Origin of the sequence: Mucilaginibacter sp. R-33, assembly GCF_049949235.1 — a bacterium.
In the GTDB taxonomy this organism is placed as follows: domain Bacteria; phylum Bacteroidota; class Bacteroidia; order Sphingobacteriales; family Sphingobacteriaceae; genus Mucilaginibacter.
In genome coordinates this window covers 4,872,759-4,899,713 of record NZ_CP188089.1, presented here as the reverse complement: position 1 = coordinate 4,899,713, position 26,955 = coordinate 4,872,759, and the positions used below count along the sequence as shown (strand labels likewise).

Annotated in this window: 19 protein-coding genes and 1 pseudogene; 17 read left to right on the top strand and 3 right to left on the bottom strand. The window is 46.0% G+C overall.

Annotated features, from left to right (window positions below):
* Nucleotide 1 precedes the first annotated feature (1 nt).
* The 3 genes from ACP26M_RS20055 to ACP26M_RS20045 form a co-directional block, all read right to left on the bottom strand.
* Nucleotides 2-268 (bottom strand): hypothetical protein, encoded by a 267-nt coding sequence (locus ACP26M_RS20055; protein WP_426582667.1) that lies wholly within the window; start codon nt 266-268, stop codon nt 2-4.
* A 130-nt stretch (nt 269-398) separates the two neighbouring features.
* Nucleotides 399-2,282: an NACHT domain-containing protein gene (locus tag ACP26M_RS20050; protein ID WP_426582665.1), complete on the bottom strand. Its 1,884-nt coding sequence runs from the start codon at nt 2,280-2,282 to the stop codon at nt 399-401.
* Nucleotides 2,279-3,319 (bottom strand): hypothetical protein, encoded by a 1,041-nt coding sequence (locus ACP26M_RS20045; protein WP_426582663.1) that lies wholly within the window; start codon nt 3,317-3,319, stop codon nt 2,279-2,281. The genes ACP26M_RS20050 and ACP26M_RS20045 overlap by 4 nt, the downstream gene beginning before the upstream one ends.
* A gap of 207 nt (nt 3,320-3,526) precedes the next feature.
* Between ACP26M_RS20045 and ACP26M_RS20040 the strand changes: the two genes are divergently transcribed.
* From ACP26M_RS20040 to ACP26M_RS19960, 17 genes and pseudogenes are all read left to right on the top strand, one after another.
* Nucleotides 3,527-4,459 (top strand): toprim domain-containing protein, encoded by a 933-nt coding sequence (locus ACP26M_RS20040; RefSeq protein ID WP_426582661.1) that lies wholly within the window; start codon nt 3,527-3,529, stop codon nt 4,457-4,459.
* A 39-nt stretch (nt 4,460-4,498) separates the two neighbouring features.
* Nucleotides 4,499-5,104: an RNA polymerase sigma factor gene (locus tag ACP26M_RS20035; RefSeq protein WP_426582659.1), complete on the top strand. Its 606-nt coding sequence runs from the start codon at nt 4,499-4,501 to the stop codon at nt 5,102-5,104.
* Between the two features lie 149 nt (nt 5,105-5,253).
* The gene (locus tag ACP26M_RS20030) at nt 5,254-6,360 is read left to right on the top strand and encodes a FecR domain-containing protein (protein WP_426582657.1); all 1,107 of its coding nucleotides are present in this window, start codon (nt 5,254-5,256) and stop codon (nt 6,358-6,360) included.
* A 181-nt stretch (nt 6,361-6,541) separates the two neighbouring features.
* Complete coding sequence (locus tag ACP26M_RS20025; RefSeq protein ID WP_426582655.1) at nt 6,542-9,904, top strand: SusC/RagA family TonB-linked outer membrane protein; 3,363 nt, start codon at nt 6,542-6,544, stop codon at nt 9,902-9,904.
* A gap of 44 nt (nt 9,905-9,948) precedes the next feature.
* Complete coding sequence (locus ACP26M_RS20020; protein ID WP_426582653.1) at nt 9,949-11,406, top strand: RagB/SusD family nutrient uptake outer membrane protein; 1,458 nt, start codon at nt 9,949-9,951, stop codon at nt 11,404-11,406.
* Entirely contained in the window at nt 11,322-14,126 is a 2,805-nt protein-coding gene (locus ACP26M_RS20015) for an alpha/beta hydrolase family protein (protein WP_426582651.1), read from the top strand. The genes ACP26M_RS20020 and ACP26M_RS20015 overlap by 85 nt, the downstream gene beginning before the upstream one ends.
* Nucleotides 14,127-14,181: 55 nt before the next feature.
* Entirely contained in the window at nt 14,182-16,803 is a 2,622-nt protein-coding gene (locus tag ACP26M_RS20010; protein WP_426582649.1) for a sugar-binding domain-containing protein, read from the top strand.
* Nucleotides 16,804-17,419: 616 nt separating this feature from the next.
* Nucleotides 17,420-20,206 carry a M16 family metallopeptidase gene (locus ACP26M_RS20005; protein WP_426582647.1) on the top strand — a complete coding sequence of 929 codons (2,787 nt, stop codon included), beginning with the start codon at nt 17,420-17,422 and terminating at the stop codon, nt 20,204-20,206.
* 3 nt (nt 20,207-20,209) lie between these two features.
* Complete coding sequence (locus tag ACP26M_RS20000; protein ID WP_426582645.1) at nt 20,210-20,677, top strand: Lrp/AsnC family transcriptional regulator; 468 nt, start codon at nt 20,210-20,212, stop codon at nt 20,675-20,677.
* Between the two features lie 205 nt (nt 20,678-20,882).
* A pseudogene (locus ACP26M_RS19995) lies at nt 20,883-21,023 on the top strand (glycine C-acetyltransferase); the annotation flags it as partial.
* Nucleotides 21,020-21,964 (top strand): NAD-dependent epimerase/dehydratase family protein, encoded by a 945-nt coding sequence (locus ACP26M_RS19990; protein WP_426582643.1) that lies wholly within the window; start codon nt 21,020-21,022, stop codon nt 21,962-21,964. The pseudogene ACP26M_RS19995 and the gene ACP26M_RS19990, both read left to right, overlap by 4 nt.
* Before the next feature lie 266 nt (nt 21,965-22,230).
* Complete coding sequence (locus ACP26M_RS19985; RefSeq protein WP_426582641.1) at nt 22,231-23,517, top strand: aminotransferase class I/II-fold pyridoxal phosphate-dependent enzyme; 1,287 nt, start codon at nt 22,231-22,233, stop codon at nt 23,515-23,517.
* Complete coding sequence (locus ACP26M_RS19980) at nt 23,492-24,142, top strand: TetR/AcrR family transcriptional regulator (protein ID WP_426582639.1); 651 nt, start codon at nt 23,492-23,494, stop codon at nt 24,140-24,142. Before ACP26M_RS19985 ends, ACP26M_RS19980 begins: the two co-directional genes overlap by 26 nt.
* Nucleotides 24,143-24,537: 395 nt before the next feature.
* Entirely contained in the window at nt 24,538-25,209 is a 672-nt protein-coding gene (locus ACP26M_RS19975; RefSeq protein WP_426582638.1) for a hypothetical protein, read from the top strand.
* Between the two features lie 249 nt (nt 25,210-25,458).
* Nucleotides 25,459-25,935: a hypothetical protein gene (locus ACP26M_RS19970; protein ID WP_426582636.1), complete on the top strand. Its 477-nt coding sequence runs from the start codon at nt 25,459-25,461 to the stop codon at nt 25,933-25,935.
* Nucleotides 25,936-26,157: 222 nt separating this feature from the next.
* Nucleotides 26,158-26,487: a DUF4134 domain-containing protein gene (locus ACP26M_RS19965; RefSeq protein ID WP_426582635.1), complete on the top strand. Its 330-nt coding sequence runs from the start codon at nt 26,158-26,160 to the stop codon at nt 26,485-26,487.
* 10 nt (nt 26,488-26,497) lie between these two features.
* Nucleotides 26,498-26,929, top strand: a complete 432-nt coding sequence (locus ACP26M_RS19960) for a hypothetical protein (RefSeq protein WP_426582633.1) — start codon at nt 26,498-26,500, stop codon at nt 26,927-26,929.
* Nucleotides 26,930-26,955 lie beyond the last annotated feature (26 nt).

The following is a 26,955-nucleotide window of genomic DNA, read 5'->3' as shown; positions in this document are numbered from 1 at the left end:
TCTACAAATATACCGATGAAATGCTCTGTTTAAATAGAAAGCAACTGCCCGTGTTTTGGCGATGTGCATAAAAAAGGCTTGCCCCGGCGAAGCGTGGGCGGGCCTTTTTTGGATGGAGCGCTGGGTCGCCCAAAAAACGGGCTGTTGCAACAGAATAATCTACAGTGAATGCGTCGTCGAGCCAATCCAGGTCATTCACATTATCATGCAGCGTATTCGACATCACCAAACTCCTGGCAACCTCACCGCTATCCCAAACATCAAGCAACTGGTACTCACCTTATCCCGCGCCGATGAAAAGCCGCGCCTTTCATTCCCATGTATAAGCCCCTTAAGACACTGCAGCCGAAAGACGCCATTTACAAAGGCAGGAATTTTAAATAGGTTTGTCGCTATTGTTATTCTTTAACGATTTGAATAGATGTATCCGTTTTATCGAGAAGGTAGTCATTGGAAGAAGAAAGCAGCAGGTTCATTAGTTTGACAAACTCAGAATCTCCTTTAAACAAACTGTTTTTAAAATGCTCTGTCGGCATTTCATGATTTTTAATGACAATCATGCATAAGATATACCAAAGGATGTTAATATCTTCAGTTGACGGATCATTCAATATTACGTCGATCACTGGGCTTCCATAATTGATAGACTTTATTTTATGCGAGTAATTCTCAATAAGACTTTGCATCTGATCCAATACAGCGTGATACAAGGCACTGTCAAGATAATCTGATTTCCTAAACAAGGTCGTCATGCGAATCAATCTTAAAGATTTTTCATATTCACTTTTCGTGTGATCTCCCATGTAAAATTCAGGATCGCTGCTCATTGAAATGAGGTTGTTCCAAACATTGATCCACTTGTAATTTCCTTTAAATTTTGCAAAATCATCGATTACGCTGGAAGATTTGTCGATCAGGTAATTGGCACAGAAAAAGTCCTGAAAGAAGATATGTGAGAAAGTCCAGTAGTTATCACTCTCCGGCGTCAATAAACCAGTTGCTTCCGAAATCTCTTCCAGTATGTCTTTTACATTAAAAGCGGTTAATTTGTAGGGCAACAAATGCTCTATTTCGTCTGAATAGAACAAGACCTTTTCATTGGTGTGCAAAAAATAAGAAATCTTGCTTAACAAGGTACGTGTTAACGAAGATGTTAAAAAGTTATATCGCTTAATTTTCCTGTTGAGATCCCAGTTCTCACACAAGTGATCTACGATTTCCTTCACCAGGGATGTAATATCGTTCGGCAAAATATTCTTATCCAGGTAAAGCCGTAGTGCTAAACTCAGTATAAGGGGATTTGAAAGTATTTTTTCCAAATCTGGGTTTTTTTCAATCGAATGAAAAAAGAAATTGCGTGTGTTCTTTTCAGAAGTTACTTTATAGCAGTACTCCTTCATCTGCGATAAATTGAAGGGCGCTATTTTTAGTCTTTTGAACGAGTCGAACTCGTTCTTTTGAAGCATGGAAATTTCACGGGAAGTTATGATTACCTGATAGCGCTCGTTGTTCAAAACGTGCTCTTTGAGCCAGAACGTAAATATCTCCTGATATTTGGGCTCGATTTCGTCAAGCCCGTCGAATAGCAATAAAAACCTCTTTTGAGTTATCGTCTGATGCGCGACATCAAGGCTCATTTTTGAATAAGTTTCTTTCAGAAAATGACTGATTGCCAGCTCGTTCAAAGAAAAATTTAGTGATCTTAATTTGATGTAAACAGGTACCAATCCCGGTTTACGCGCCTTGTCAAGCTTTTTTAATAAATAGTAAGCCAACTTCCGGATAAACGTTGTTTTTCCTACGCCGGGACCTCCGACAATGAGTAATTTCGGGGTATTGAGGATATGACTATAGTCGAGCAAGGGAAACGATATGTCATTGGACGTTTCCAGATAAGGGGTAATATAATTGTTATCCAGGTGTGTAAAATATTGGTAGTAGTAAAACTCAGAATTCCTTACTTCCAGCATATTTTCGTTGATCCATTCAGCGGGTGGCCTGGCCCCGGTGATTTCGCCTAATTGATCAGGTATCCCGTCTTTGTTTACCCGTATATAATGCTTATCATCGATGCCTTCATTCGGCTTAAGAATCACACAATTGTTATATGTCGCCCCATTGATGATGACTGTACCTTGTATAAGCGTAAAATTTCTTGCAAACTGAGCCTCTAATTCTGCGATGTCGTCATCATCGGGAACAATCAAATTGGCCAAGTCGTAATTATAGGCAAATCCTCCCGGTGATTCTTCCAGGGGAATATAGTAGTTATCTATTGTCATTTTTGAAGCTCCTCCACATGCTCTTCATAAAAACTCTCCCATATTACGCTACAGCCGCAATCGATCATAAATTGTTTTGTTTGGCTAATCAGCTCCCGGTGATCCGCCTTTGGGCTTTTCTTTAGTATTTGTCTTTTGAAATGAGATATTCGTTTCGTGTGTCCTAATGATGAGAATTCCCTAATAAAAGTATCCTGTATTTGCTTAAGTGATTCGTCTGTATAGGAATATCCCCGGTTCAAAAATTTAAAGAACCTGATTAACACAGTGGCATTGGCATAGTTCGGATGTTCAAACTTCACATCTTTAATGATATGAATAACTTTGTCTTTTGCATCCTGAATACCCCTGCCGCTGGGATCAAGATAGAAATGATTGATTGGGTCATAATAAATAGCATTGAAGGAAAAATCCCGTAGTCGGTGATCTATTTCAAAGTTAGATCCAAATGTGGCCATATTTGTTCCAGGAAATGAGAGAAAAAAATTCTTTACATCTATACTAGGGTCAAATCTTTCTTTCGGCGCAACACTCATGAACCCGTTAGGCCTGGCGCGGCTGAAATTCTTATCACCAAACATCGATTCTACCAGCGGTTCCAACAAATTAAACGGCATACTGGTTACCAGGTCGACGTCATTGGCTTTTTGCCCATTGATAACATCCCTGACGGTGCCCCCCACCAGAAAAGTCTCATAACCGCGGGCCCATAATTCTGTTATGAATTCCATATAGCAGGGGCCCGGCGGGATACGGACATTCAGTAATTTGTCAAATGCTGCGATCTCGTCTGGTGTTGCTTTGATGGTGCCGCCACTCCTATGTAACAAGTCCCAACTTGGCTTTGCGCGATTTAAAGGGTCTTTAGGGCGAACTTTCAAAAAGTCATCAATGATTGACTGCGAACCAAACTGATTCTGAATAATCAATGCATCTGCGACATTATAGCCGACGAATTTTCCCTCTATTTTAACCGATTCGTTATAAAAAATGACGTCTTCGCCAGGGCGTGGTGTAATACAATCGGGTAGCTGCATTAACAGTTCAGGTTTAAAGTGAAGGAATAATAATTAACTCTACAATCAGTATATCCCCAAGCAAGTCAAACTGATTCAATATCAAAGCTACATATCTTACGGCTATAAAAAGCGAACTGTAGTTTTTTTATGAAGATTTCCATTCGCGCCCCTAATTTTGTAGCTTAAAACGATGGATAACGAAAACTGCAAGTTGAGAAGTAGCATATGAAATGTGCTGAACTGAATGATATAGAACTGGTATCCTACCTTGCGGGTATGGGTATCAATCCCGTGCGGGTTGTCGGTGATTTTCATTATTACCTGTCGCCATTGCGGGCGGAGAACCACCCATCTTTCCGGATCGAGCGCTCCAGGAATAAGTGGACCGATTTCGGTATAGAGCTGAAGCGGAAATCATTTCTGGACTTTATCATGGCGTACCGGAATATCGATATCAAAGAAGCGGTCAGACAGCTCAATAACCAGGAAATTAGCCCGGCTGCCTATATCCGCAGCGTTGACCTGAAGCTCGAACAAATGCCGGAGCCGGCAAAAGTCAGCATATATAAAAATGCCCGCATTCACTCAGCGGCCTTACTCCGCTATCTCCGGTTAAGAAACATAGACCTAGATATAGCATACCGTTACTGCCGCGAGGTGAACTTTAAAATTAACGGCAAAGACTATTATGGCATCGGTTTCCGGAACGACAGCGGACGTTTCGAGATCCGCAGCCCCTATATGAAGGCCGCTGAGAATAAGCAGATCACGACGATCGATAACAGCGCTACGGTCGTGCGGGTCTTTGAAGGCTTTTTTGATTTCCTCACCTTTATGACCCTGCACAAAAACAACCCGCCGCACAGCAATTACGTCATCCTGCACAGCGCCCACCTGATGCGCCGCAAAGCGACACAAGATTTTCTGGAGCGGCATGATAAAGTGTTCCTTTTCTTGGATAACGACCCTACTGGTGATAAATATACCCATGAAGCGATCAGTGCTGACGGAAAGCGATATGAAGACCGGCGGTTTCAGTACGCCACACATGCCGACCTGAATGAATGGGCAGTGGACAAAGCAGCGAAGGCAAAGCAGAAAGAAATCACCTGCAAAATCCCGGCCCTGCTAAAAATGCTGCTTATCATAATAATTTGAAATCTGTAAGGGATTGAGTAATTTTGGTTTGACAGACCCATGACTATCAATTATTCGCAGCTGACAGATACCGAGCTGGTTGATAAACTCAACCAGTATGACAAGCGTGCGTTTGAAGAGGTCTATAACCGGTACTGGCTGGCCTTATATAACCATGCCCGGAGAATGCTGAAAAATGACGACGAAGCCGCCGATCTTGTGCAGGATATTTTTTCGTCGGTTTTGGAGAAAATGGGGACGCTGACTTTCCATACTACATTAGCTGCCTATCTTTTTCAGGCCATCCGGTTCCGCATTATCAATTTGTTTTACCGCGAGCAGGTCAGGCACAAGTATCTCCAGTCGATGAAAACTTACTTGGCGCAGGAAGAAGTTTATGCCGACCAGGAGCTGAGAACAAAGGAAATGGCAGCCCTGATCGAAAGAGAAATTGCCGCCCTTCCGCCAAAAATGCGGGAAGTTTTTGAGCTTAGCCGCAAATCCTACCTCAGCAGCAGGGAAATTGCGGATGTACTGCAAATATCAGAAGCGACTGCTAAGAAACATCTAGTTGTTGCACTCAGACGGTTACGAGCCCGTTTTACCTCCATCGTTTTGCTACATCTCATGGCATCATTGCTCTGGCTCAACAGGCTGTTTCAGTAGCAGCTTTGAGCAGAGTCTGCCCTACACTTTAACACGGATTCGTGCCCAGTTCATATTATTCCTGCGAAAAAAATATTTTTATCATAGCACTACTCCTTTGGTGCCGATAACCTGTTAGATAGTTAATAAGCGAATATTAAACAGTTGGTATGAATGATCAAGAAATTGAGGAACTGATGTCCCGGTACGTCAACGGTTCGGCCACTGAGGAAGAAGCGGCCCTTATCGAACGCTGGTATATGGGCCTTGCAGCAAAAGAAGAAATTCCGGAATCAGACCGGAACATCAGCCAGGTAAAGGCAGCGATATGGAACCGGATCCACCGCCGTCGCATCGTTCCTATTTACCGCTATGCCGCAGCAGCCATGCTACTGGCCGCTATTGGCATAGGCAGCTACAGCTATTTAGAGCATAAAAAGACAAGTGCTGTTCAGACCGTCGCTGTTAATGATGTACAGCCCGGCTGTAACAAGGCTTACCTCGTACTGGGGAATGGACAGCGCATATCACTGACCGACGCTAAAAATGGACCTATTGCCAATCAAGCCGGAAAAACGATTCAAAAAACAGCGGATGGCACGCTCGTTTATGACAATTCGAATAGCAGTCATAACAGCGCGGAAAGCATTTACAATGCTATTGAGACGCCGCGTGGCGGACAATACCAGGTCGTATTACCGGACGGCACTCAAGTATGGCTGAATGCCGCGTCATCATTAAAATATCCAGCATCCTTTACGGGTACGGACCGGGAAGTGGAACTAAGCGGCGAAGCTTATTTTGAAGTGGCCAAGGATAAGGCGCATCCTTTCCGGGTGAAGACCGGAAAAGAAACCGTGGAAGTTTTGGGTACGCATTTTAATATTAACAGTTATGCGGATGAACCCACGCTTAAAACCACTTTATTGGAGGGCAGTGTGAAGATCACGACAGCCAGTAAGCAGCAAATCATTAAACCGGGTGAGCAGGCCGTACTAAGCAATAACCAGCTTAATGTACAAGAAGCTGATATCGAAGAAGTGCTGGCCTGGAAGAACGGCTTGTTTGTTTTCAACGACGAGCCGCTCGAAAGCATCATGCGTAAGGTAGCCCGCTGGTATGATGTCGATGTTCAATATGGCGACATCGATAAAACACAGGCCTTTGGCGGCGGTGTATCGCGTTTCAGTAATGTATCGAAAGTTCTGCAAAAACTGGAAAGCACCCGCATGGTGCATTTTAAAATACAGGGCAAAACTATCTATGTCAGTAAATAACCTAATTAATCACCCTAAAATTTAAACGCATGAAAAAATATTTACGACGATAAATCAAGGCCAAAAAAAACCAGAAGCTCGACACTCCTGGTTCAACCCAGCTCGTTAAAAAACTAAATGTTAACCGCAGCCGCCACGACCGTTTCAAAATAGCGGCGGACTGCAAAAGCAAGGAATACAAATGTATAAAAAATATACACATGGAATTGGTATACCCAAGCAGGTGTACCGTAAAATATGGCTGATCATGCGACTCACGACCATTATACTACTCGTTACCCTTATCCAGGTGAGTGCTGCTACCAGGGCGCAGAATGTCACGCTCAAAAAGAAAGACGCCAGCCTCAAAAGCATTTTTAAAGAAGTCAAAAAACAAACCGGGTACATGGTACTTTACCCATCCGCGCTGGTTAATAATACCAAGCCGGTAACTGTTAACCTGAGTAATACCCCCTTAAAAGACGCTATGGACCGTATCCTCGAAAACCAAAACCTGGACTTCGAAATACAGGACAACTCCATCATCGTCCGGCAAAAAGCATCCGCACCTGCCGAACCCAAGAAAGCCGCCCCTGCCGCCATCGACGTCAGCGGCAAAGTCACCGACGAGCAGGGCCAGCCCCTGCCCGGTGCCACTGTTAAAGTGAAAGACGGCAAAAGTGCCACCACTACGGATGCACGCGGGGAGTTTACGCTTAAGCAGATCGATCCCAGTGCTACGCTGGTCATTACCTTTATTGGTTATCAGCCCAAAGAAGTGAAAGCGGCTGAAAACCTCGGTGTGATCCAACTGGCAGTAGCAACTTCCAGCCTCGATCAGGTGCAGGTGATCGCTTATGGGCAAACCTCACAGCGTTTAAGCACTGGTAACGTGACAACAATTAAAGCAGCTGACATCGAAAAACAACCTGTAAATAACCCATTACTGGCTTTACAGGGACGTGTGCCAGGTTTATTCATTGAGCAAGCAAGCGGTGTTGCAGGAGGCGGAGTAAAAGTTCGCATACAGGGGCAAAACAGTTATTTGAACGGAAATGATCCGCTCTATGTCATTGATGGTGTGCCCTATAGCTCGCAATTATTGTCAAATCTTGGCGGCATTCTTCGTAGTTCGGGAAGCGGGGATATAAACGCAAATGGAAATCCGCTTAGCTTCATTAATCCTGCGGACATTGAAAGTATATCAGTATTAAAAGATGCCGACGCAACTGCCATTTACGGTTCCAGGGCAGCTAATGGCGCTATCCTTATCACTACCAAGAAAGGCAAACCAGGAGCAACTCAGGTAAACTTCAACCTGCAAACCGGTTGGGGTAAGGTTACCAGAAAACTGCCAGTGCTTAATGCTCAACAATATTTACAGATGCGCCATGAAGCGATAGCCAACGACAATGGCACGGTCGGTAATGGAATAGGTGGAGACTATGATTTAACCTTATGGGATACAACCCGGCATACAGATTGGCAAAAAGAACTGATCGGTAGAACATCACAATATAATGATATGCAGGTTAGCCTTTCGGGAGGGAGTGAAAACACTCAATATACTATCGGCTCAACTTTCCACCGGGAAACCACTGTATTTCCAGGTGAGTTCTCAGATAAAAAAGGATCACTCCATTTCAATTTGCGAGCCACATCAGCTAATAGAAAATTCAGCATTACCCTCTCGGGGAATTATATGATTGACAACAATCATTTACCCAATGAGGATCTGACTAATGCCGCAATTTCGCTCGCTCCTATCGCACCTCGGCCATTTAATGATGACGGCACCTTGAACTGGCAAGTGAATTCTTCTGGATCTTCAACGTGGACAAACCCTTTGAAATATACTTTTGAGAAATATTCAAATAAGACCACCAATTTAGTGAGTAATATATTCATGAACTATTCAATTACTGCTGGACTCGATTTCTCAACCAGTTTTGGATATACAAATTTGCAGAGCGACGAAGCCAACGCCCTTCCGATTACAGCAAGATTACCAGAAGAAATACCGTATAGCACACCTAGCGCAAGCTTTGGACACAACAACATCAATTCCTGGATCATAGAACCGCAATTAAATTTTAAGAGAAGTTTTGGAAAAGGAAGGTTAGAGGCACTACTTGGTACTTCAATTCAACAAAACAATAGCAGGGGACAAATATTGAGTGGTACCGGTTTCCCCAGTGACCTCGTCTTAGGCGACATCAGATCTGCGGCACGAGTAACGGTAAATTCAACAGCACATACCGTTTACAGGTATAACGCGCTTTTTGGTCGCATCAACTATAATTTATCGGATAAGTATATTGTGAATTTCACCGCACGACGGGATGGGAGTTCTCGTTTCGGCCCCGAAAATCAATTTCATAATTTTGCCTCTCTTGCCGGAGCCTGGGTTTTCTCAAATGAGAATTTTATTCAACAAAATCTAAGTTTCTTAAGTTTTGGTAAGTTACGAGCAAGTTATGGCACGACCGGAAGCGATCAGATATCTGATTATCGTTTCCTCAATTTATACGAGCCTATAAATTCTGATTTACCTTACCTGGGTGGGACCGGTTTACAACCAAACGGCTTGGTTAATCCATATCTCCAGTGGGAGGAAACAAAGAAATTGCAGTTCGGTCTGGATTTGGGATTTTTAAAAGACCGCATTTTATTAAATGCAAATTATTTCCGCAACCGTTCTTCGAATCAATTGTTACCATATGAACTGCCAACTATTACCGGATTTGCTACAATTGATAGAAATTTTCCGGCTACAATACAGAATACGGGATGGGAAATAACATTGAATACCATTAACGTTAAATCATCAAATTTCAATTGGTCAACTAGCGCAAATATTACCATGCCAAAAAATAAGTTAGTGTCCTTTCCAAATTTTAAAGAATCGCCATATGTGAACGATCTCGCTATTGGAAAATCAATTAACATTATAAAAACATATCGATTCTTAGGTGTAGATCCAACGACTGGCATATATTCTTTTATGGATAGTAAGGGCAATCCAACTTCGACACCCGTACTACCAGACGATAAAACGGTAATCATTGATACTTCACCCAAATATTACGGAGGAATAATTAATAATTTTCAATTTAGAGGAGTTGAGCTCAATTTCTTACTGCAATTTGTAAAGCAAGTTGCTCAAAACTATTATCCTGGTGGCAATATAATGCCGGGATGGTTTAACGGCGGTCAAGGAAATGCTCCTCTATATGTGTTGGACAGATGGCAAAAACCAGGCGATATAACAACAATACAACGCTACACGCAAACATTCGCCACATATTCTGCCTATGCAGCGGCCAAAGAGAGTGATGCTGCCTATCGCGACGCTTCTTATATCAGGTTAAAAAATGTTTCCCTTTCTTACCGGCTACCATTGAATTTCCAGCAAAAATTACATCTTCAAAATGCGAAGATATTTCTGCAGGGCCAGAATCTATTGACCTTTAGCTCATACAAAGGCTTAGATCCAGAGACTAAAAGTTCAACATCGTTGCCACCAATAAGGGTACTGACACTGGGGGTACAAATTACATTATAGCCCCATCACAAAAGACATATCCAATGGTTTTAAATCTTAATCCAATGAAACATAAAATAAATATCAAGCATATATTAAATGGTAGGATTACTATATACCTGCTAATTTTTATTTTCTCAATCACTTCCTGTAAAAAGCTGGTTGAAGTTGATCCGCCGGACACGAATATCACGGAATTGAATGTGTACTCAAACAAAGCCAGTGCTACAGCAGTGTTGACCGGTTTATACATAAAAATGAGTTCTAGTGGCCTTCAGAGCAATGGTGTGACTAGTATGCCGCTATTAACCGGTCTTTCCGGGGATGAACTGGTGCTGTATAGTGGTACACACAATGAGACTTATAGTGCTTTCTATACCAATTCTTTGACTAGCAGTAATTTCGGATATCCGAATCCTTGGAGCAATCTATATAGCCTTATATTTACTTGTAATTCTGCTATTGAAGGATTAAGCCGTTCTTCGGAACTGACTCCTTCGATAAAAAATCAATTGCTTGGAGAAGCTAAATTTCTCAGGGCATTTTATTATTTCTACCTAGTCAATCTTTTCGGTGATGTACCGCTTGCTCTTTCCACAGATTATACTGTGAACTCAACCTTGTCACGCAGCCCAAAGGATATCGTGTATCAGCAAATCATCATTGACTTAAAGGAGGCACAAGCGATATTAAATGATAATTATGTGGATAATTCTTTAGTAAACGCGACTTCTGAAAGAGTGCGGCCTAATAAATGGGCTGCTATTGCTTTGTTAGCACGGGCTTATTTATACCATGGAGAATATGCGAACGCTGAAAATACTGCTGCCGAGGTCATTGGTCATACCGCCCTGTACGGCTTAACGGGATTAAATGATGTGTTTCAGATGAATAGCAGAGAGGCAATTTGGCAATTGCAACCGGTAAATAATGGCTTTAATACTGAAGATGCGCGCCTATTTATTATCCCCTCTACTGGCCTATCAGATGAGTGGCCGGTCTATCTTTCTAATCAACTATTGAACAGTTTTGAAAGCGGAGATCAGCGTAAAGTGTCATGGATCAGTCGTTTTACGGACAATTCAGTTACGCCAGCGGTGGATTATTATTATTCTTATAAATATAAAGTCTCAGAATTTGGTCAACCAGTAACGGAATATGCAATGGTGCTTCGACTTAGCGAACAATACCTGATAAGGGCAGAAGCGCGGGCACAACAAAATAAACTATCTGAGGCAGCAACCGATTTGGACGCCATCCGTCAGCGTGCAGGAGTGAATAAAACAACTGCTACTGCACAGACAGCTTTGCTTGAAGCAATTATGCACGAGCGACAGGTCGAACTTTTCAGTGAGTGGGGGCATCGCTGGCTGGACCTGAAAAGGCTGAATAAAGTAAATGAGGTAATGAGCAACGTAACCCCATTAAAAGGTGGTATTTGGAACACCAACCGGCAGCTGTACCCAATACCGGCCGGCGAGATCCTGAAAGATCCAAATCTCACGCAAAACCCCAGCTATTAAGCACATCAAACAAAATATCACAAAATAAAGAACGAAAAATGCGACATATTAATCCCCTTGTATTGTTGGTAATACTATTACGCCCCGCGGTTGTTAATGGTCAGGTAAGGAATGGAAAAAGTCAACCAACTCTCAGTTCAAGGGCTTACGACCAGTGGCAAAGTGTCGAAATGGGCACTATCAGCAACAATGGTAATTTCGTTGCTTACCATGTAAGAAAAGGAGAATACGACAATTCCCGGGGATTTACCACCATCCTTCAATCTTCGGCAAAGGCATGGCAGGTAACACTTTCGAACAAGGACTATCCTACTTTCACTGCTGATAGCCGTTACGCCGTGCTGAAAACAGATGGAGATAGCCTGGCCATTCTTAGATTGGGTCGACCGGACAAACAATATATTCCGGAAATCATTTCCTTTTCTATACCTGAACAAGGGAACGGAAATTGGATCGCTTTTTTTCGTAAAGCAGCACCAGAAAAACTGGTGTTGCTTAATCTGGCAACACATAAAGAAACCACCATTCCTGATGTGCTGGAATATCAGTTTGCAGATAGCGGGAACGCTCTTGTGCTGAAAACAGAAATATCTGACAATAGATCTCAGCAGGCCATTCAATGGATGGAACTCGAAAAAATGACAACTAAGGAAGTTATTCGGGCCTCGGGAATAGCGAACCTAGTTATGGATCAGCAGGGTAAGCGCCTGGTATTCATGGCAACCGACACTATTAATACCGGTAACGACCCTCTAATATGGCTTTATAGTGCGGGTGAAAAACATGCCCGAAAGGTAGCAAAAGGGCTCGACACAGACTTAAGCATCGCCGCGATTTCCCGGTTCAGCAACGATGGCAATAAACTGTTTCTTTCCCTTAAACCCAAAGAGAAACAGATGAATCCTGTACTTTCTGATGCCGTAAAACTTAATATTTGGAGCTATAAAGACCAGAAATTGCAGCCCCAGCAGTTGAAAGACTCAGGACAAATACCTACATATATGGCTGTGGTCGATATTCTTAATCCATTTGCTAAAATTGTCCGTTTGGAACAAGATGCGGGTGAGAGCTTCGACTATCCCGGCGACGGCGAATACGGAAGGCTATACAGAAACCAAAGCACACACATGGCCGCCGCGTCGCACTGGATATATACGATCGTTTCACTTAAGGACGCAAAGCGGAGCTTGTCAATGCCATATACGCTTAATCTTTCGCCCAATGGAAATTTTGCGGTTTATTTCGATCCCATACAAAGACAATATTTTAGCTATGAAACGACAACAGGTATTACCAAAAAGATAACCGAAGGAATAACTACCGATTGGCTGACATCTTCCAGAAATTCTGAAGATTCTACAAATGCCCGTGGTGTAGCGGGATGGGTTTCTGATCAAAACGCAGTGCTTTTATATGACCGGAATGATCTTTGGCAGATTGATCTCAGGAAGGTACGGCCTCCAGTTAATCTGACAAACGGCTATGGAAAGCATAATCATATCATTTTCAATATGCCAGAGAACTTTAAAAATACTACTCAGTCCAACTCGGAACTAATTCTGACTGCTCTGAACGAATCTACAATCGATCAAGGATATTTCAAAGCAAGGATAGGAAAATCTACTAACCCAGAATTATTGACAATAGGGCCCTACATCTACGAGATTAAAAACAGCCAATATTTACCTTATGGGCAGAATATCACTCAAAAAGCAAGAAATGCCAACGCTTATCTTATTTCGAGAATGAGTGCCGGAGAATCACCCAATTTCTTTTTTACAGAAGATTTTAGGAAGTTCAGAAGGTTATCAGACGTTCACCCTGAAAAAAATTACAATTGGTATACTACAGAACTCCATACATGGAAGTCTTATGATGGCCGAACATTGAAGGGTGTCCTGTACAAACCGGAAAATTTTGACCCAACTAAGAAGTATCCAGTTATTGTATACATCTACGAACGACGCTCTGAGTTTAAAAACTTTTATGTCAAACCGGGGAGCCTTTGTGATGGATGTAATATTAACATTCCCACTTTTGTCAGCAACGGCTACCTGGTGTTTTCACCTGATATTTATTATACAATTGGCAATCCTTTGCAAGGGGCTTATGATGCAGTTGTGTCGGGTGCCGAATACCTAAAAGGATTGTCTTTTGTGAACGCTTATAAACTGGGTTTGCAAGGATGCAGCTTTGGCGGGTTCGAGACTAATTACCTCATAGGAAAAACCAATGTATTTGCAGCGGGTATGTCGGCCTCGGGCATTGCCGATGTTATCAGCGGCTATGGGAGCCTTGCGCAGGATGGTACAAGTCAAAATGCTTTTTTCGAGATCGGTCAGATTAGAATGGGCAAACCACTCTGGGACATTCCAGCGCAATATATAAAGAACTCTGCAATTTTTAATGCAGACAAGGTAACTACGCCCTTACTAATAATGCATACCACAAAGGATGGCATTTGTTTATTTCCAAACGTCATAGAGTTCTTCACCGGTTTGCGCCGCCTTGGCAAAAAGGTCTGGATGCTGGAATATGAGGATGGCAATCATGGAATATCAGGTAAGTCAGCAGATGACTTTGCTACACGAGTCCGGCAATTTTTTGACCATTATCTAATGGATAAGCCTGCGCCAAAATGGATGACGCAGGGGCGACCGGCGGCTTTGAAGGGCTTTGATGAACGTTTGGAACTGGACAGCCCGGAAGCAGTGCCATAGCCAATAAAATAAAAGACAAATAGTAGACAGCAATTTATAATCTAAATATTTTTTAATGAGACACCAGCAAAAAAAATGGCTGCTCGTGGCAGCGCTATGTTTTGAATTTTCGATAAGCGGACTTGCACAGGAAGTCTGGACGATTCAATCCACGGTTTTAAAAACCCGTTGGGCAAAAGATGTTAAACCTGACAAACCCCTGAATAACTATCCCCGCCCGCAATTACGACGCAAGAACTGGACGAACCTGAACGGATTGTGGAATTATGCTATTACCGATAGTATTAATAAGCCGGATAGTTATGAAGGACAAATATTAGTGCCTTATCCTTTGGAATCCGCTCTGTCAGGAGTCAAGAAAACTTTGCTACCGACGCAGCGACTCTGGTACAAACGGAATATAGATAAACCAAAGATCAAAACCGACGAACGGGTTCTGCTACATTTTGGCGCAGTGGACTATCGGTGCCAGGTAGTTCTGAATGGCAGGGACGTGGGTGGTCATGAAGGCGGTTACACCGCATTCAGTTTGGATATAACCGATGCGCTGAAAGATGGTACAAACGAATTACTGGTCAAAGTGTATGATCCTACTAACCAGGGCTATGGCCCGCACGGCAAACAGGTGCTTAACCCGGAAAATATCTATTATACGCCGACTTCCGGTATCTGGCAGACGGCATGGCTGGAAACAGTTCCTGCGGCTTATGTAAGCGGTTTGAAGATAACACCTGACGTGGATAGGTCATTGGTCAATATTGAAGTCCGCTCGGCAGGCGACGCGCTGGTTGAAATTACTGTTGCAGGAAAACGGGTAAAGGGCAGGTCTAATACTGTGATTACCGTTCAAGTAAAAAATGCCCGGCTTTGGTCACCGGATGACCCATACCTCTATGACCTAGCTATTCACTTAGGCAAGGATGAAGTAAAAAGCTATTTCGGTATGCGTAAGGTAGAAATCAAAAAAGATGCAAAGGGATTCGACCGTATTTTCTTGAATAACAAATACACCTATAATTTAGGTACACTCGATCAGGGATTCTGGCCGGATGGGTTATATACCGCACCAACTGATGAAGCATTAGCCTTTGATATCAAAGCGATCAAGGCAATGGGCTTTAACACTATTCGCAAGCATATCAAAATAGAACCGGCCCGCTGGTACTATCATGCCGATAAAGTAGGCGTTCTGGTATGGCAGGATTTTGTGAACCCCAATCAAGGTTTGCCTACTGGTGCCAAACAGGCTTTTGAACAGCAGGCAAAGGAAACGATTTCACAATTATATAATTATCCATGTATTACTACATGGGTATTGTTCAATGAGCGTTGGGGAGCCTATGACCAGCAGCGTCTCACCGAATGGGTAAAGCATCAAGACCCTACCCGTTTAGTGAACGGGCATAGCGGAGAGTTGCTCTATGTGAACAATCAACTCAGAGCACCCGCTGAACATCCTTATATATCATCTGATATTACCGATGTGCATTCTTATCCTGAACCGATGAATGCGGAAAGACAAGAAGGCAAAGCAAGGGTATTGGGAGAATATGGAGGTGTCGGGGTACCCGTTCCCTTTCATCAATGGGACGACCTGACCGGCTGGGGATATGTGCAGGTTAGCGCAGACGAACTGAAAAGCAAATACACGGGAATGATCAAAAAAATGAAATCTCTGGAAGCGGAAGGTTTAAGTGGCTCTATTTATACACAGCCATTTGATGTGGAGGGTGAAGAAAATGGTTTAATGACCTATGACCGAGAAATCATTAAAATACCTGTTTCAAACCTCCGGGCCATACATTCAGAAATGATTAATCTGAACAGTTCTGGCTTTAATTACGACCCGGCATTCTTTATCGCAAAAGACCTTGATAAAAGCAATACGGATGACCAATATCCTGTGCTACTGAGCGAGTTCAATCAGGGAAAAAGGGATACGACTTTCTTGCGTGGATTGATCCTAATGGGCGTGCGAAAAAAGGATGAAGTTAATGTAAAACGCATAACAGATGCATATTTAACAGACTTTAACAATTCGTATAGCAAAGAAAACTTGAAATTCATACAGCGGATAACGATTCGTTCAACAGACGCAGGTTTTAAACTATTTAAGAACGAATCCGATAAAATAAATAAGATTCTGGGAGATTATGCAGCTGAGAACTTCATCATGGACATGATTAGCAAAGAGGAAATACTGCCTTATATGTCCGATAGGATGAAGAATCCAGATTGGAAATCCATCAATGAAAAAGTGATTACCAAATACGGCGAATTAGGCAGGGAGCGGTTATTGATGGAAAAGCTAATATACTACTGGGGTAAAGCTCCGCAGGTTGATTCACTGGCAAAATATTATAGAGGCTATTTTGATCTTGCCCTGTACCACAGCAAGGTGCATATTAATAATGTTTCATGGGCGATTTTTGAGCAGATAAATGATCCTGAAATACTCGATTATGCCATTAAAGTGATGCAATATGATCTGGAACATTTTGACAAGGATAATATAGAAGCTTACGATACCTATGCCAATTTATTATATAAAAGAGGGAGGAAAACTGAAGCAATCGAATGGCAGGAAAAAGCAATCCGACTGTCTGGTAATAGACCGGCATTTATGGAAACCTTGAACAAAATGAAAAACAATGAGCAGACATGGCCAAATCCCTGATCCATGAGATCTAATGTGAACACACGTAAATAATCAATGGCATGAAATTTAATCATGTTTGGAAATGCTTTTACTCATTCCCGTGTCTTTTTTAAAGATAACGACACTTAGCTGCAATGTATTAAAAGAACAAATGCCTAAGCAGGAAGGCTACAAAGCCTATTGCTCGCTCGCTGATGCTGTGAAATGACCAGGAGTTGAATGAAGTCAGGAACCGGCTTTCATCGGAAGGCATTTTTGTCAGGTAAATTCAGACCGGTTAATCCCTAACGCGAAGCCCGGTACAGGCATAATTAGATTTCCCGGTAGGAAGAGCGAGGCTTTCCGGCAGTTTTAGATTAGTTTTTCAGCAGGGCACGCCCGAGTTGCAGCCCTGCTATTTTGAAAGGAATGAAAAGTAAAACACCCAAAATATTAGTTACCGGAGTGAACGGCCAGATCGGAACGGTACTGACTGCGGCTCTGCGTTTGTCGTATGTAGATGACCGTTAATCGCATCGGACATCAAGCTGCCTGATTTGGTAACAGGTAAAGGAGAACTCAGTTAAGCTTGGCAGATACTGTTTTGCCATATTAAACAATAAAATCAAGCACAAAGACATTTTATAACCCATACATGAAAAACAACCATCGCTATTTGATGACCATTGCCGGCTTGTTCGCGGCATTTTCCGGCTTCGCGCAGCAACTGCCGCTTGATCCGGCTATTCATACCGGAAAGCTGGCCAATGGCTTTACCTATTTTATCCGAAAAAATACCGAACCACAAAAAAGGGCGACATTGTATCTGGTCGTCAAGGCAGGTTCTATTTTGGAAAATGAGAATCAATTAGGCTTGGCGCACTTCGTTGAGCACATGAGCTTTAACGGCACCAAACACTTTCCCAAGAACGAACTGGTTGAATACCTGCAAAAGTCCGGCATCCGCTTTGGCGCCGATCTGAACGCCTATACTTCTTTTGACGAAACAGTATACCAACTACCTCTACCTACCGACGATCCGAAACTTTTTGCGAACGGCTTGCAGATCATGCGGGACTGGGCCGGCGAAGCCACGCTCGACCCCGCGGAGATCGATAAGGAACGCGGCGTCGTACTGGAAGAAAAACGGCTGCGCAAGGGCGCAAATGACCGCCTGCTACCCAAGCTTTTCCCCTTCCAGGTCAACAGTTCCCGCTATGGTCAGCGGTTGCCGATTGGCACCGAGCAAGTGCTCACCACTTTTCAAAAACCCGCCATCGCGTCATTTTACCGCGACTGGTACCGTCCCAACCTTGAGGCACTGATCGTGGTGGGCGATGTGGATGCAGCGCAGGTTGAAAAGCAGGTGAAGGCTTTGTTTTCGGACCTGTTAAATCCTAAAAATGAAAAAACCAGGACGGCTTATAAGGCGAGGTTACTAAACCAAGACCGTTTCCTCGCCCTCACAGACCCGGAACTGGCGCAAACAAGCATAAAGATCGACTTCAAAACGCCTGCATTACAGCAAGGCAGCCGGGCGCATTACAAGGCCAGCCTGCTACGGAATTTGTGCGGACAGTTACTGGCCGAAAGGCTTTCCGACATCGGCAAAACTCCCGGCGCACCGGTGCTGAACATGCAGGGCGGCTACCAGCAGGTGATCCATGGACTGGATGCCTTGTCTGTGGAATTTACCGTCAAAGACGGACAGCTCAAAGCCGGTTTTGATCTGGCCTATACCGCCGTAAGACAAATCAAACGCTATGGCTTCACTGAAAGCGAGATTAAACGGGTGAAAGCCGCCTATAGCGCGCAAGCGGCTGCCCTGCTCCGGGAAAAAGACCGGCAGCATTCCACGGCCCTGGCCGATGAGCTCAAACGTCATTTTCTGGAGCATGAACCCGCACCGGGTATCGGTTACGAAAACAAACTGGCAGCCGAACTGCTACCGGAACTTACGCTCACGGTCATTAATGCAGAAACAGGCCGACTGATCAGCGATACCAACCGCGACATCATCCTGACCGCGCCGGAAAGTAAGCGGCGTGAACTGCCGGACGAAGCAACGGTAAACGGCTGGATCGCTACGCGGGACCTGCAACCGGTAGCGGCCTATACGGAAAAACAAAACGGCAGTCGACTCATCGCCAAACTGCCCATACCGGGAAAGATCGTTTCAGAAACAAAAAACCAGGAACTGGGTATTACGACCTGGAAGCTAAGCAACGGGGCCACGGTCGTGCTCAAGCCGACCAACTTTAAAAACGACCAGGTATTATTCAGCATTTTCAGTCCAGGCGGTACCTCGCTCTACGGCGATGCCGACTTCCAATCCGCGGCCAATGCGGCAGGAATTATTGCTTCCTCAGGCCTCGGCGATTTTGATGCCATCACTTTGCCCAAAATGTTGTCGGGCAAACAGGTTCAAGTGCAACCTTTTATCAATGAACGCTGGGAAGGCCTCCAAGGCGGCAGCACCAAGGCCGACCTGCCTACGGCCATGGAACTGCTGTATCTGTACTTTAACCAGCCGCGAAAGGATACAGCGATGTTCTCGCAGATCATAAGTGGCTCTTCGCAAGGCATCGCTAACCGCTACAGCAACCCGCAGGCCATCTTCCAGGACAGCGTGAGCGCCGTGCTGGGCAATTACAATGTGCGGAAAACAGGTCCGAGCTTGCAAAAACTGCAACAGATATCGCTCGACCGCTTATATGCAATCTATAAGGAGCGCTTTGCTGATGCGGGTGACTTTACTTTTGTATTCAGCGGCAGCTTCACCACCAATGAAATGAAACCATTGGCCGAACAGTATATTGCCAGTCTTTCCGGCGGCGGGCAGCCCGAAAAGGCCAAAGACCAGGGCATCCGCATCCCCGGCGGTACGCTAACCAAAACGGTTTATGCCGGTAAAGAAGACAAAGCCACCGTCATGCTCGTGTACCACGGGGATTTTACCTACAGCCCGGACGAAGTGCTGAAGCTTTCGGCGCTGAAGGACGTCATACAGTTCCGCATGAATGCGCGCCTGCGCGAAAGCGAAGGTGGGGCCTATTCGCCATCCGTACAGTTCCAGCGCGAGCACGGCCCGGGCGACCGTTACCAGTTGGTGATCTATTTCGGGTGCGCTCCGGCGAACGTGGATAGATTGATCACTGCTGCGCTGGAGGAAATCGAAGCGATCAAAACGAAGGGTCCGGAAGCGGACGACCTCCAAAAATTCCATGCCGAGGAACAGCGCCAGTTGGAAACCAGCTTGCAGGACAACCGCTACTGGTTAAGCTATCTGACAACCAAACTGCAAAACGGGGAGGATCTGAACAGCCTTCTTGGTCAGGCCGAACGGATCAAGCAAGTTTCCGCTGCCGATATACAGCAAACCGCGAAAAAATATGTCAACGGGAGTGAACTGATCAGGTTTATCGCCTTACCCAAACCCTAGCGTATGATTAACGGCAAGCCTGACGAGATCGATATAAAGCTGCTGGGGCTCCTGCAACAGGATGCCTCCGTTGATATTGCCAAACTCGCCAAACTTGTGCACCGTTCGGCCAATCCGGTGCACGAACGCATAAAAAAACTACGGCAGGCGGGTTATATCAAGGCCTATATCGCCGTACTCGACCGGGCGCTGGCCGGCCAGCCGGTGCTGGTCATTGTGCACGTCAAACTCAAGCGACAGACGCAAATGTTGCTCGGAGATTTTGAGCAGACCGTCACCCGTATGACCCAAGTACAGTTTTGTTTGCACGTATCGGGGGGCTGGGATTTTATCCTGCATGTGACCGCTACCACGCCGCAGGCCTATTATGTCTTCCTGATGGAACGTATCTGTGGACAGCCGAACGTGGAGCATGTGGAAAGCAGTTTCGTGATGAAGGAATGCAAAAGCTATAGTCCACTGGTTGTTTAATAACCCAAGACCGCCGTCCTATTACCTTAAAACGGTGAAAAATAGGGCGCCAGGGTATTTAAACAGGAGACTTTCCCAAAAGACAAACAATTCTGTCAACATGAGAAAAAATGACCAATTTGAATCTATGTATACTAAATTACAATTGATAATGCAACAAGAGTCAGCAGCTACGAAAGCTGCCGGTTTATATAAAAAAGAACGCATCGGCTTTTATTACCCGGTAGTACCGCAGAGCAAGGCGGGGATACGTGTGCAGCTCAGCGCCACACACGAAAAGGAGCATCTGGATAAGGCCATAGCGGCCTTTACCAAAACAGGAAAAGAACTGGAGATGATCCGATGAACAAGATATTGATCACCGGCGCAAACGGCCAAATCGGTACCGAACTGACCGTGGCCTTACGGGAACGTTATGGTTCGAACCAAGTCATCGGCAGCGATATCAAAAGGCCAGTTGCAAACCATGATCATACCTTTCAGGTACTCGATGTACTCAACAAAACTGCCATACAGGCACTGGTGCAGGACGAAGGTATCACGGAGATTTATCACCTGGCGGCGAGTTTGTCGGCGGTAGCTGAAAAACAGCCGCTACGGGCCTGGGAACTGAATATGCAGGGCCTGCTAAACGTACTGGATACTGCCAAGATCGACCAGTTAAAAGTATTCTGGCCGAGCAGCATCGCCGTTTTTGGAGACCATGCACCAAAGGCCTTTTGCAGTCAGCATACCATTACCCAGCCCCGCACAGTCTATGGCATCAGCAAGGCAGCCGGGGAAAACTGGTGCCGGTATTATTATGATAATTATGGTGTGGACGTGCGCAGCATCCGCTATCCCGGCCTGATCAGCCATACCGCGCAACCCGGCGGCGGTACGACGGATTATGCCGTGGAGATCTTCCACCAGGCCATTAAGAACCGGCAATATACCTGCTATTTGAAACCGCATACCACCCTGCCGATGATGTACATGGCCGATGCCGTCCGGGCCACACTGGAACTCATGGAAGCCCCATCCCTCGGATTGACTGTCCGTACCAGCTATAACGTTGCCGCCATGAGCTTCAGTCCCGGCGAACTCGAAGCCGCGATCCGCAAACACCTTCCTGCCTTCCGCGCCGATTACCGGCCCGATTTTCGGCAGACCATTGCCGACAGCTGGCCGACCGGCATCAACGATCATCAGGCTCGCCACGACTGGAGCTGGATGCCGCGATACGACCTGCCGGACATGGTTAATGACATGCTGGTGCGTTTACGACAGGAAAAAGATCTTCGTTAGTTAGGGGATGGCGTATATACCTGTCTTTACTAACAAGACAGCGTGTAAGGCCGAACATCGTTCTTTATATTATAAGTTAATAGAAGTTAGTAGTTAATTAATGGCAAGCGTGCCGGTGGCCTGAATCCCCGGCGCGCTTTCTTAAAAACGAAAGGGCTTTACATAACCCACTCAAAAAAATTAAATAAAAGTTAAAATATCGCCCCCTAATTCCCCGGCAGGGGCGAAACAGCCCGGTAAATTCGCCTAAATCAATTCATCATAACATGGAAAATTTAGAAAACAAAAGCTTTAAAGACTTCGAGAACATACCGGGACTCGGACCTGATGAGCGCGCTTGCGAATGGGCCGCTTACGTTGATAACTGGCAAAGCCGAGGTCACTGGAACTACCGGCAGGAATCCTTCAGCGGCTGCGGCCCGGTGGCTGAACTCCGCATCGCCGGCAACCCTCATCAGCAATTCGTCAGCCTCGTCTCCAACGATTACCTGGGCTTTACCCAGCATCCGAAAGTTAAAGCTGCCGCCATCGCGGCCATTGAGCAATACGGCACCGGCGCCGGCGCGTCCCCGGCTATCGGGGGGCATTATCATTTTCACCGGGAGATCGAGGAAAGCATTGCAGCCTTTTTCAAACGGGAAAGCGCCATCGTTTATACGACCGGATATACCGCCAACAGCGCGATGCTCCAGTGCCTGCTCAAAAAGGAGGACCTCGCGATCCTTGATATGGCCGTGCACGCCAGCGTGCAGGAAGGGTGTATCCTCACCAATATCAAGACCTTTCCCCATAACAACCTGGAAGCGCTGGAACGCATCTTACGGATCAGCCAGGATCAGTACCGCACCCGCATGGTCATTATCGATGGCGTTTATTCGCAGGACGGCGACCTTGCCCCGCTTTACCAGATCGTGGCGCTTTGTAAACTATATGGCGCTTATATCGTCGTTGATGACGCACACGGTACCGGGGTCATCGGCGAAACCGGGCGCGGCGTGATCGAGCTGTATGATCTTTTCCAGGAGATCGATATCATCACCGGTACCTTCAGCAAGAGCTTCGCCCATGTCGGCGGCTATGTCGTGGCAAAGCCTGGAGTGGTAGAATATTTAAAATTTCATTCGAGGCAGCATATTTTTTCAGCTACCCTGCCGCCCGCCGCCGCCTGTATATCCACCGCGATCAGGCTGGTCGACGATGAGCCCGAGTGGCAGCACAAACTATGGGCCAATATCCGCTATTTTAAAAACGGGCTGCTGGAACTCGGGCTGGATACCGGCAATACCGCCTCCGCGATCATCCCGGTCAAAACAGGTGACCCGCAACTGGCCGCAGAAGCAACCAAGCTGCTGTTGGAGGCCGGCGTTTACGCCAACCAGATCGGCTATCCCGCCGTGTCCAAAAAGGATGCCCGGGTGCGGATGAGCCTGATGGCTACCCATACGCAGGAACACCTCGACCAGGTGCTCAATGCCTGGCAATGGGTGGACGGCAAGCTGAAGGTCAGCCAACTAAAACCCATTGCCTATGGCTACAAAGAAGAAGCGACATAAAATCAGGGACCCCGATCAGACCAAACGCCGGCTGATCGACGCCATCGGCGAGATCCTGCAAAACACAGGTTATACCGGCTTAAGGGTCAATGCCATCGCGCGTTATCTGGGACGGGACAAAAACTTGGTCAGGTACTATTTTGACAGCCTGGCCAACCTGCAGAAAGCATATATTATGGAAAAGGATTACTGGCCGCCGTTTTTCGAACGATTTCAGCTCGGGAAAGATGCTGACAAAGACCGGGTAAAAACGCTGTTTATGGAACTCATGCAGGAGAACTACCGTTTCTTTAACGCCAACAAGGAAATGCAGAAGATCATCCTCTGGCAGATCAGCGAGGAAAATCCGCTCATGCGCAGCATCTCCGAGGCCAGGGAACGCGAAGGGGATAAACTGCTGGGGCTGACCGAGCCGTTTTTCCGGAACAGCGGTATCAGCTTTAAAGCCGTGATTGCGTTACTGCTCGGCGGCATCTACTATATCGTGCTGCACGCCAACACCAATAGAAGCAAGGTTTGCGGCATCGATATTAACCTGGAGAAAGACAGCGAGGCGCTGAAAGCCACCATCGCGCAGGTCATCAGCTGGGCGTTCGCAGCTGCTGAAAAGGGAAATGAGAATTAATCATTAAGTAAGGACACATAAATTATTACCTTTATGGCAACAAAATTTAAGATAAGAAACAGTACTGTTTTCTAACATACAAAGCTATTTTAGCATTCACGACCTTCTTGGCCTTTTGAGAAACTGGTAATTTTAAAAAGGAGAGCCAAGAGCAAGTGCAATGCCCGCTTAAACGCGGGCGTGCTTGTTCTGCGTTCTCCACAGGTATACCAGTACCTTCAAAAGGCGCAGACTTGCACTAACCCGTGTTTAAGCTTTTAACCAAAGCGGCCCCGCCAATTCATCATACCTTCCTGAAAACAAAACATTCGTTTGAAATCATCCTGATTTAGCGAAAATATACCGGTATGCCTAGTTTTTTGCGGCCCCGCCATTATTCACTTAATACTGTGGGAATGAGCAAGCGATTAAACGATGAAAAGAATTACCCCTTTTACTGGCTGGACGAACTGGCCGAGATTACCTTAAACCCGGACAAGAATCCGGTTGATCACTTAAAGCCCGCGGAACTGGCCGCTATTCGTGAGCGCCTGCCCGAAGAATTCAGCCGGATCGCCGCCACCCTGAAGCACCAGGCCTTCTCCCTTTATTCCGGTGACCATATCAAGGTCGTCGCCGGTCACTATGACCAGGCTATCCGCCTGCTGCAGCAACAAATGCACATCAACCTCGCGCAATACCCCGGCAGCGGGCCCTTCCGCCAAACCGGCCAGTTGCTGCTGGATCTGCTCCAGGAACTTTACCAGAGCGTGCACCTCCGTTACCAAACCTATCTGAGCGGGACGCAGCTTGATGGTCCCCAGATCCAGGCACTCTTTAAAGTGCTCTGCCGACTGAGCGTCGACCAGATCGCCATTATTTTAAAAGCAGCTGATGATATTAAGCTTGTCGTCGCCCGCTCCTTCAGCCAGGTGCTCAAAAGCATCGTACCTTTCCTCTCGACCGAGCGCTTTGCAGATTTCTCCTGGAAAAGCGCCCGGACCAGCACCTACAAAATGGAAAGCAGCGATAAAGCCGTCGCAATCGAGGCCCTCGAAGCGTTGATCAGCAAGATCAAAGAATACTAATACCTACCGTCATAATTCTAAGCCATACAGCCTCCCCGTCGGGAGGCTTTTTTGTTTTCATCAAAAAAAATACACCTAAACACTACCAAAACACCTCTTTAAACCACTCATTTCCACCAGGCTTCAATACCTGCAACAAGGGTGCAGCGCGAAGTTGAAGTTTTTGCGCGTATCCAAATCCGGTTGCTTTGTATTAACAAATGGCAGCAAGCGCTGCCCTAATTGAACAAACCAAAAGCGATAAAAAATATGAACCATCTCCTGCACCAAATCAGCTGGCTACAATACTTAAGCGCCGTGCTCGTGGCAATGATTATTTACTACATATTCGTTATTCTACGCTGCTACCGGCCCGAGCTGCAAAATCTGCTAAACCGCCTCAGCGGCGATAAAGCCGGTGCGCCATTACAGGCCTTACAGTACCAGCCTGAAAATGAACAAATGGCGGCGGCAGTACAAAACCCAATGGAAACAGCCTACCAGGAGGCTACCATCAGCGAAACCGACATCCTCGTAGGCCAACTCAAAGCCTGCATTGCCAAAGCTGCCGACAAACCCTTTGCCCCCGCGATCCTGATCCCCCAGCTGAAGCAGATCCTGCAACAACACACAGCATTCCCCGCTCCGGAGAGGCCCGCGATCAGCCACCTGATCGTCAACGAATGCGAAAAAACCGGCACCGCCCTGCTGACCGAAGATGAAGTGGATCAGTGGTGGGAACGTTAGCAGGCCTGCCGCTTCCGTCCCGTGCCCCTTAACCGGGGCCGGGCACCGGAAGAAATAAAACCAACAACAGCATTTGCTGACCGAACGTCCCGGCGCATAGCGCCAGGCTAATGCCGGCAAGGGGAAACGGCGGCAGCAATCTTTTCCAGCCCCTCCGCAGGTGCGTGCGGAGCGGGTACGGGAAAGCTATGCCCTGAAAATAATTAACAAACGATAGTGAACATGAAAACGTGCAAGAGAAAAATCGTGGGCAAAGCCCTGAAAACGAGTGCGGTCTGCGGATTGCTCATCATCCAAATCTTACAAGCCAGCGCTCAAGACGGCAACGCCGGCATCCAGCAAGCCAATACCCAGGTACGCGGCTATTTTGAAAGCGGCACCAATCTGATGTACGCCATCGGGGCCATCGTCGGCCTGATCGGCGCCGTCAAGGTATATCAGAAATGGAATTCCGGCGACCAGGACACTTCCAAAGTTGCCGCCGCCTGGTTCGGCTCCTGCATCTTCCTCGTGGTGGTGGCAACCATTATTAAATCATTCTTCGGGATCTAATACGGCAGTCATGAAAACACAACTAATCAGACAACTGCACGATTATCTGCTGCATAACCATACCGACTTGCTCATTGCGCTGCAGGAGGAATACCGGCTGGAACATTACCTGAAGCAAAAGGTGGACTCCATCACCGATCTGCTGGCACAGCTGCAGGAAGAACAGCGCCCGGCGTATGTCACCGAAGCACTTTGCCTCGAAGAACTCACCCGCGACCTGCGCCCTTCGCGCTTCAATTATATGCGCGAACTGCTGGAGGCAGAATTTGAACCGGACTACCGGAGGATGCTCCAAAGCGGCATCCTGACCTATGAGCTCATCAACCTCATCGGTGCCTGTGAGCCCATTTTCGAGGTCTTCGCTTTCGGAGAGGAAACCGAAGACAGCCGTCAACTGAGACATGCCGTCATGGGCATGATCAGCGAATACCTGGTACGCTAACCGAACAAAGCAAAAAGAAACAGCGA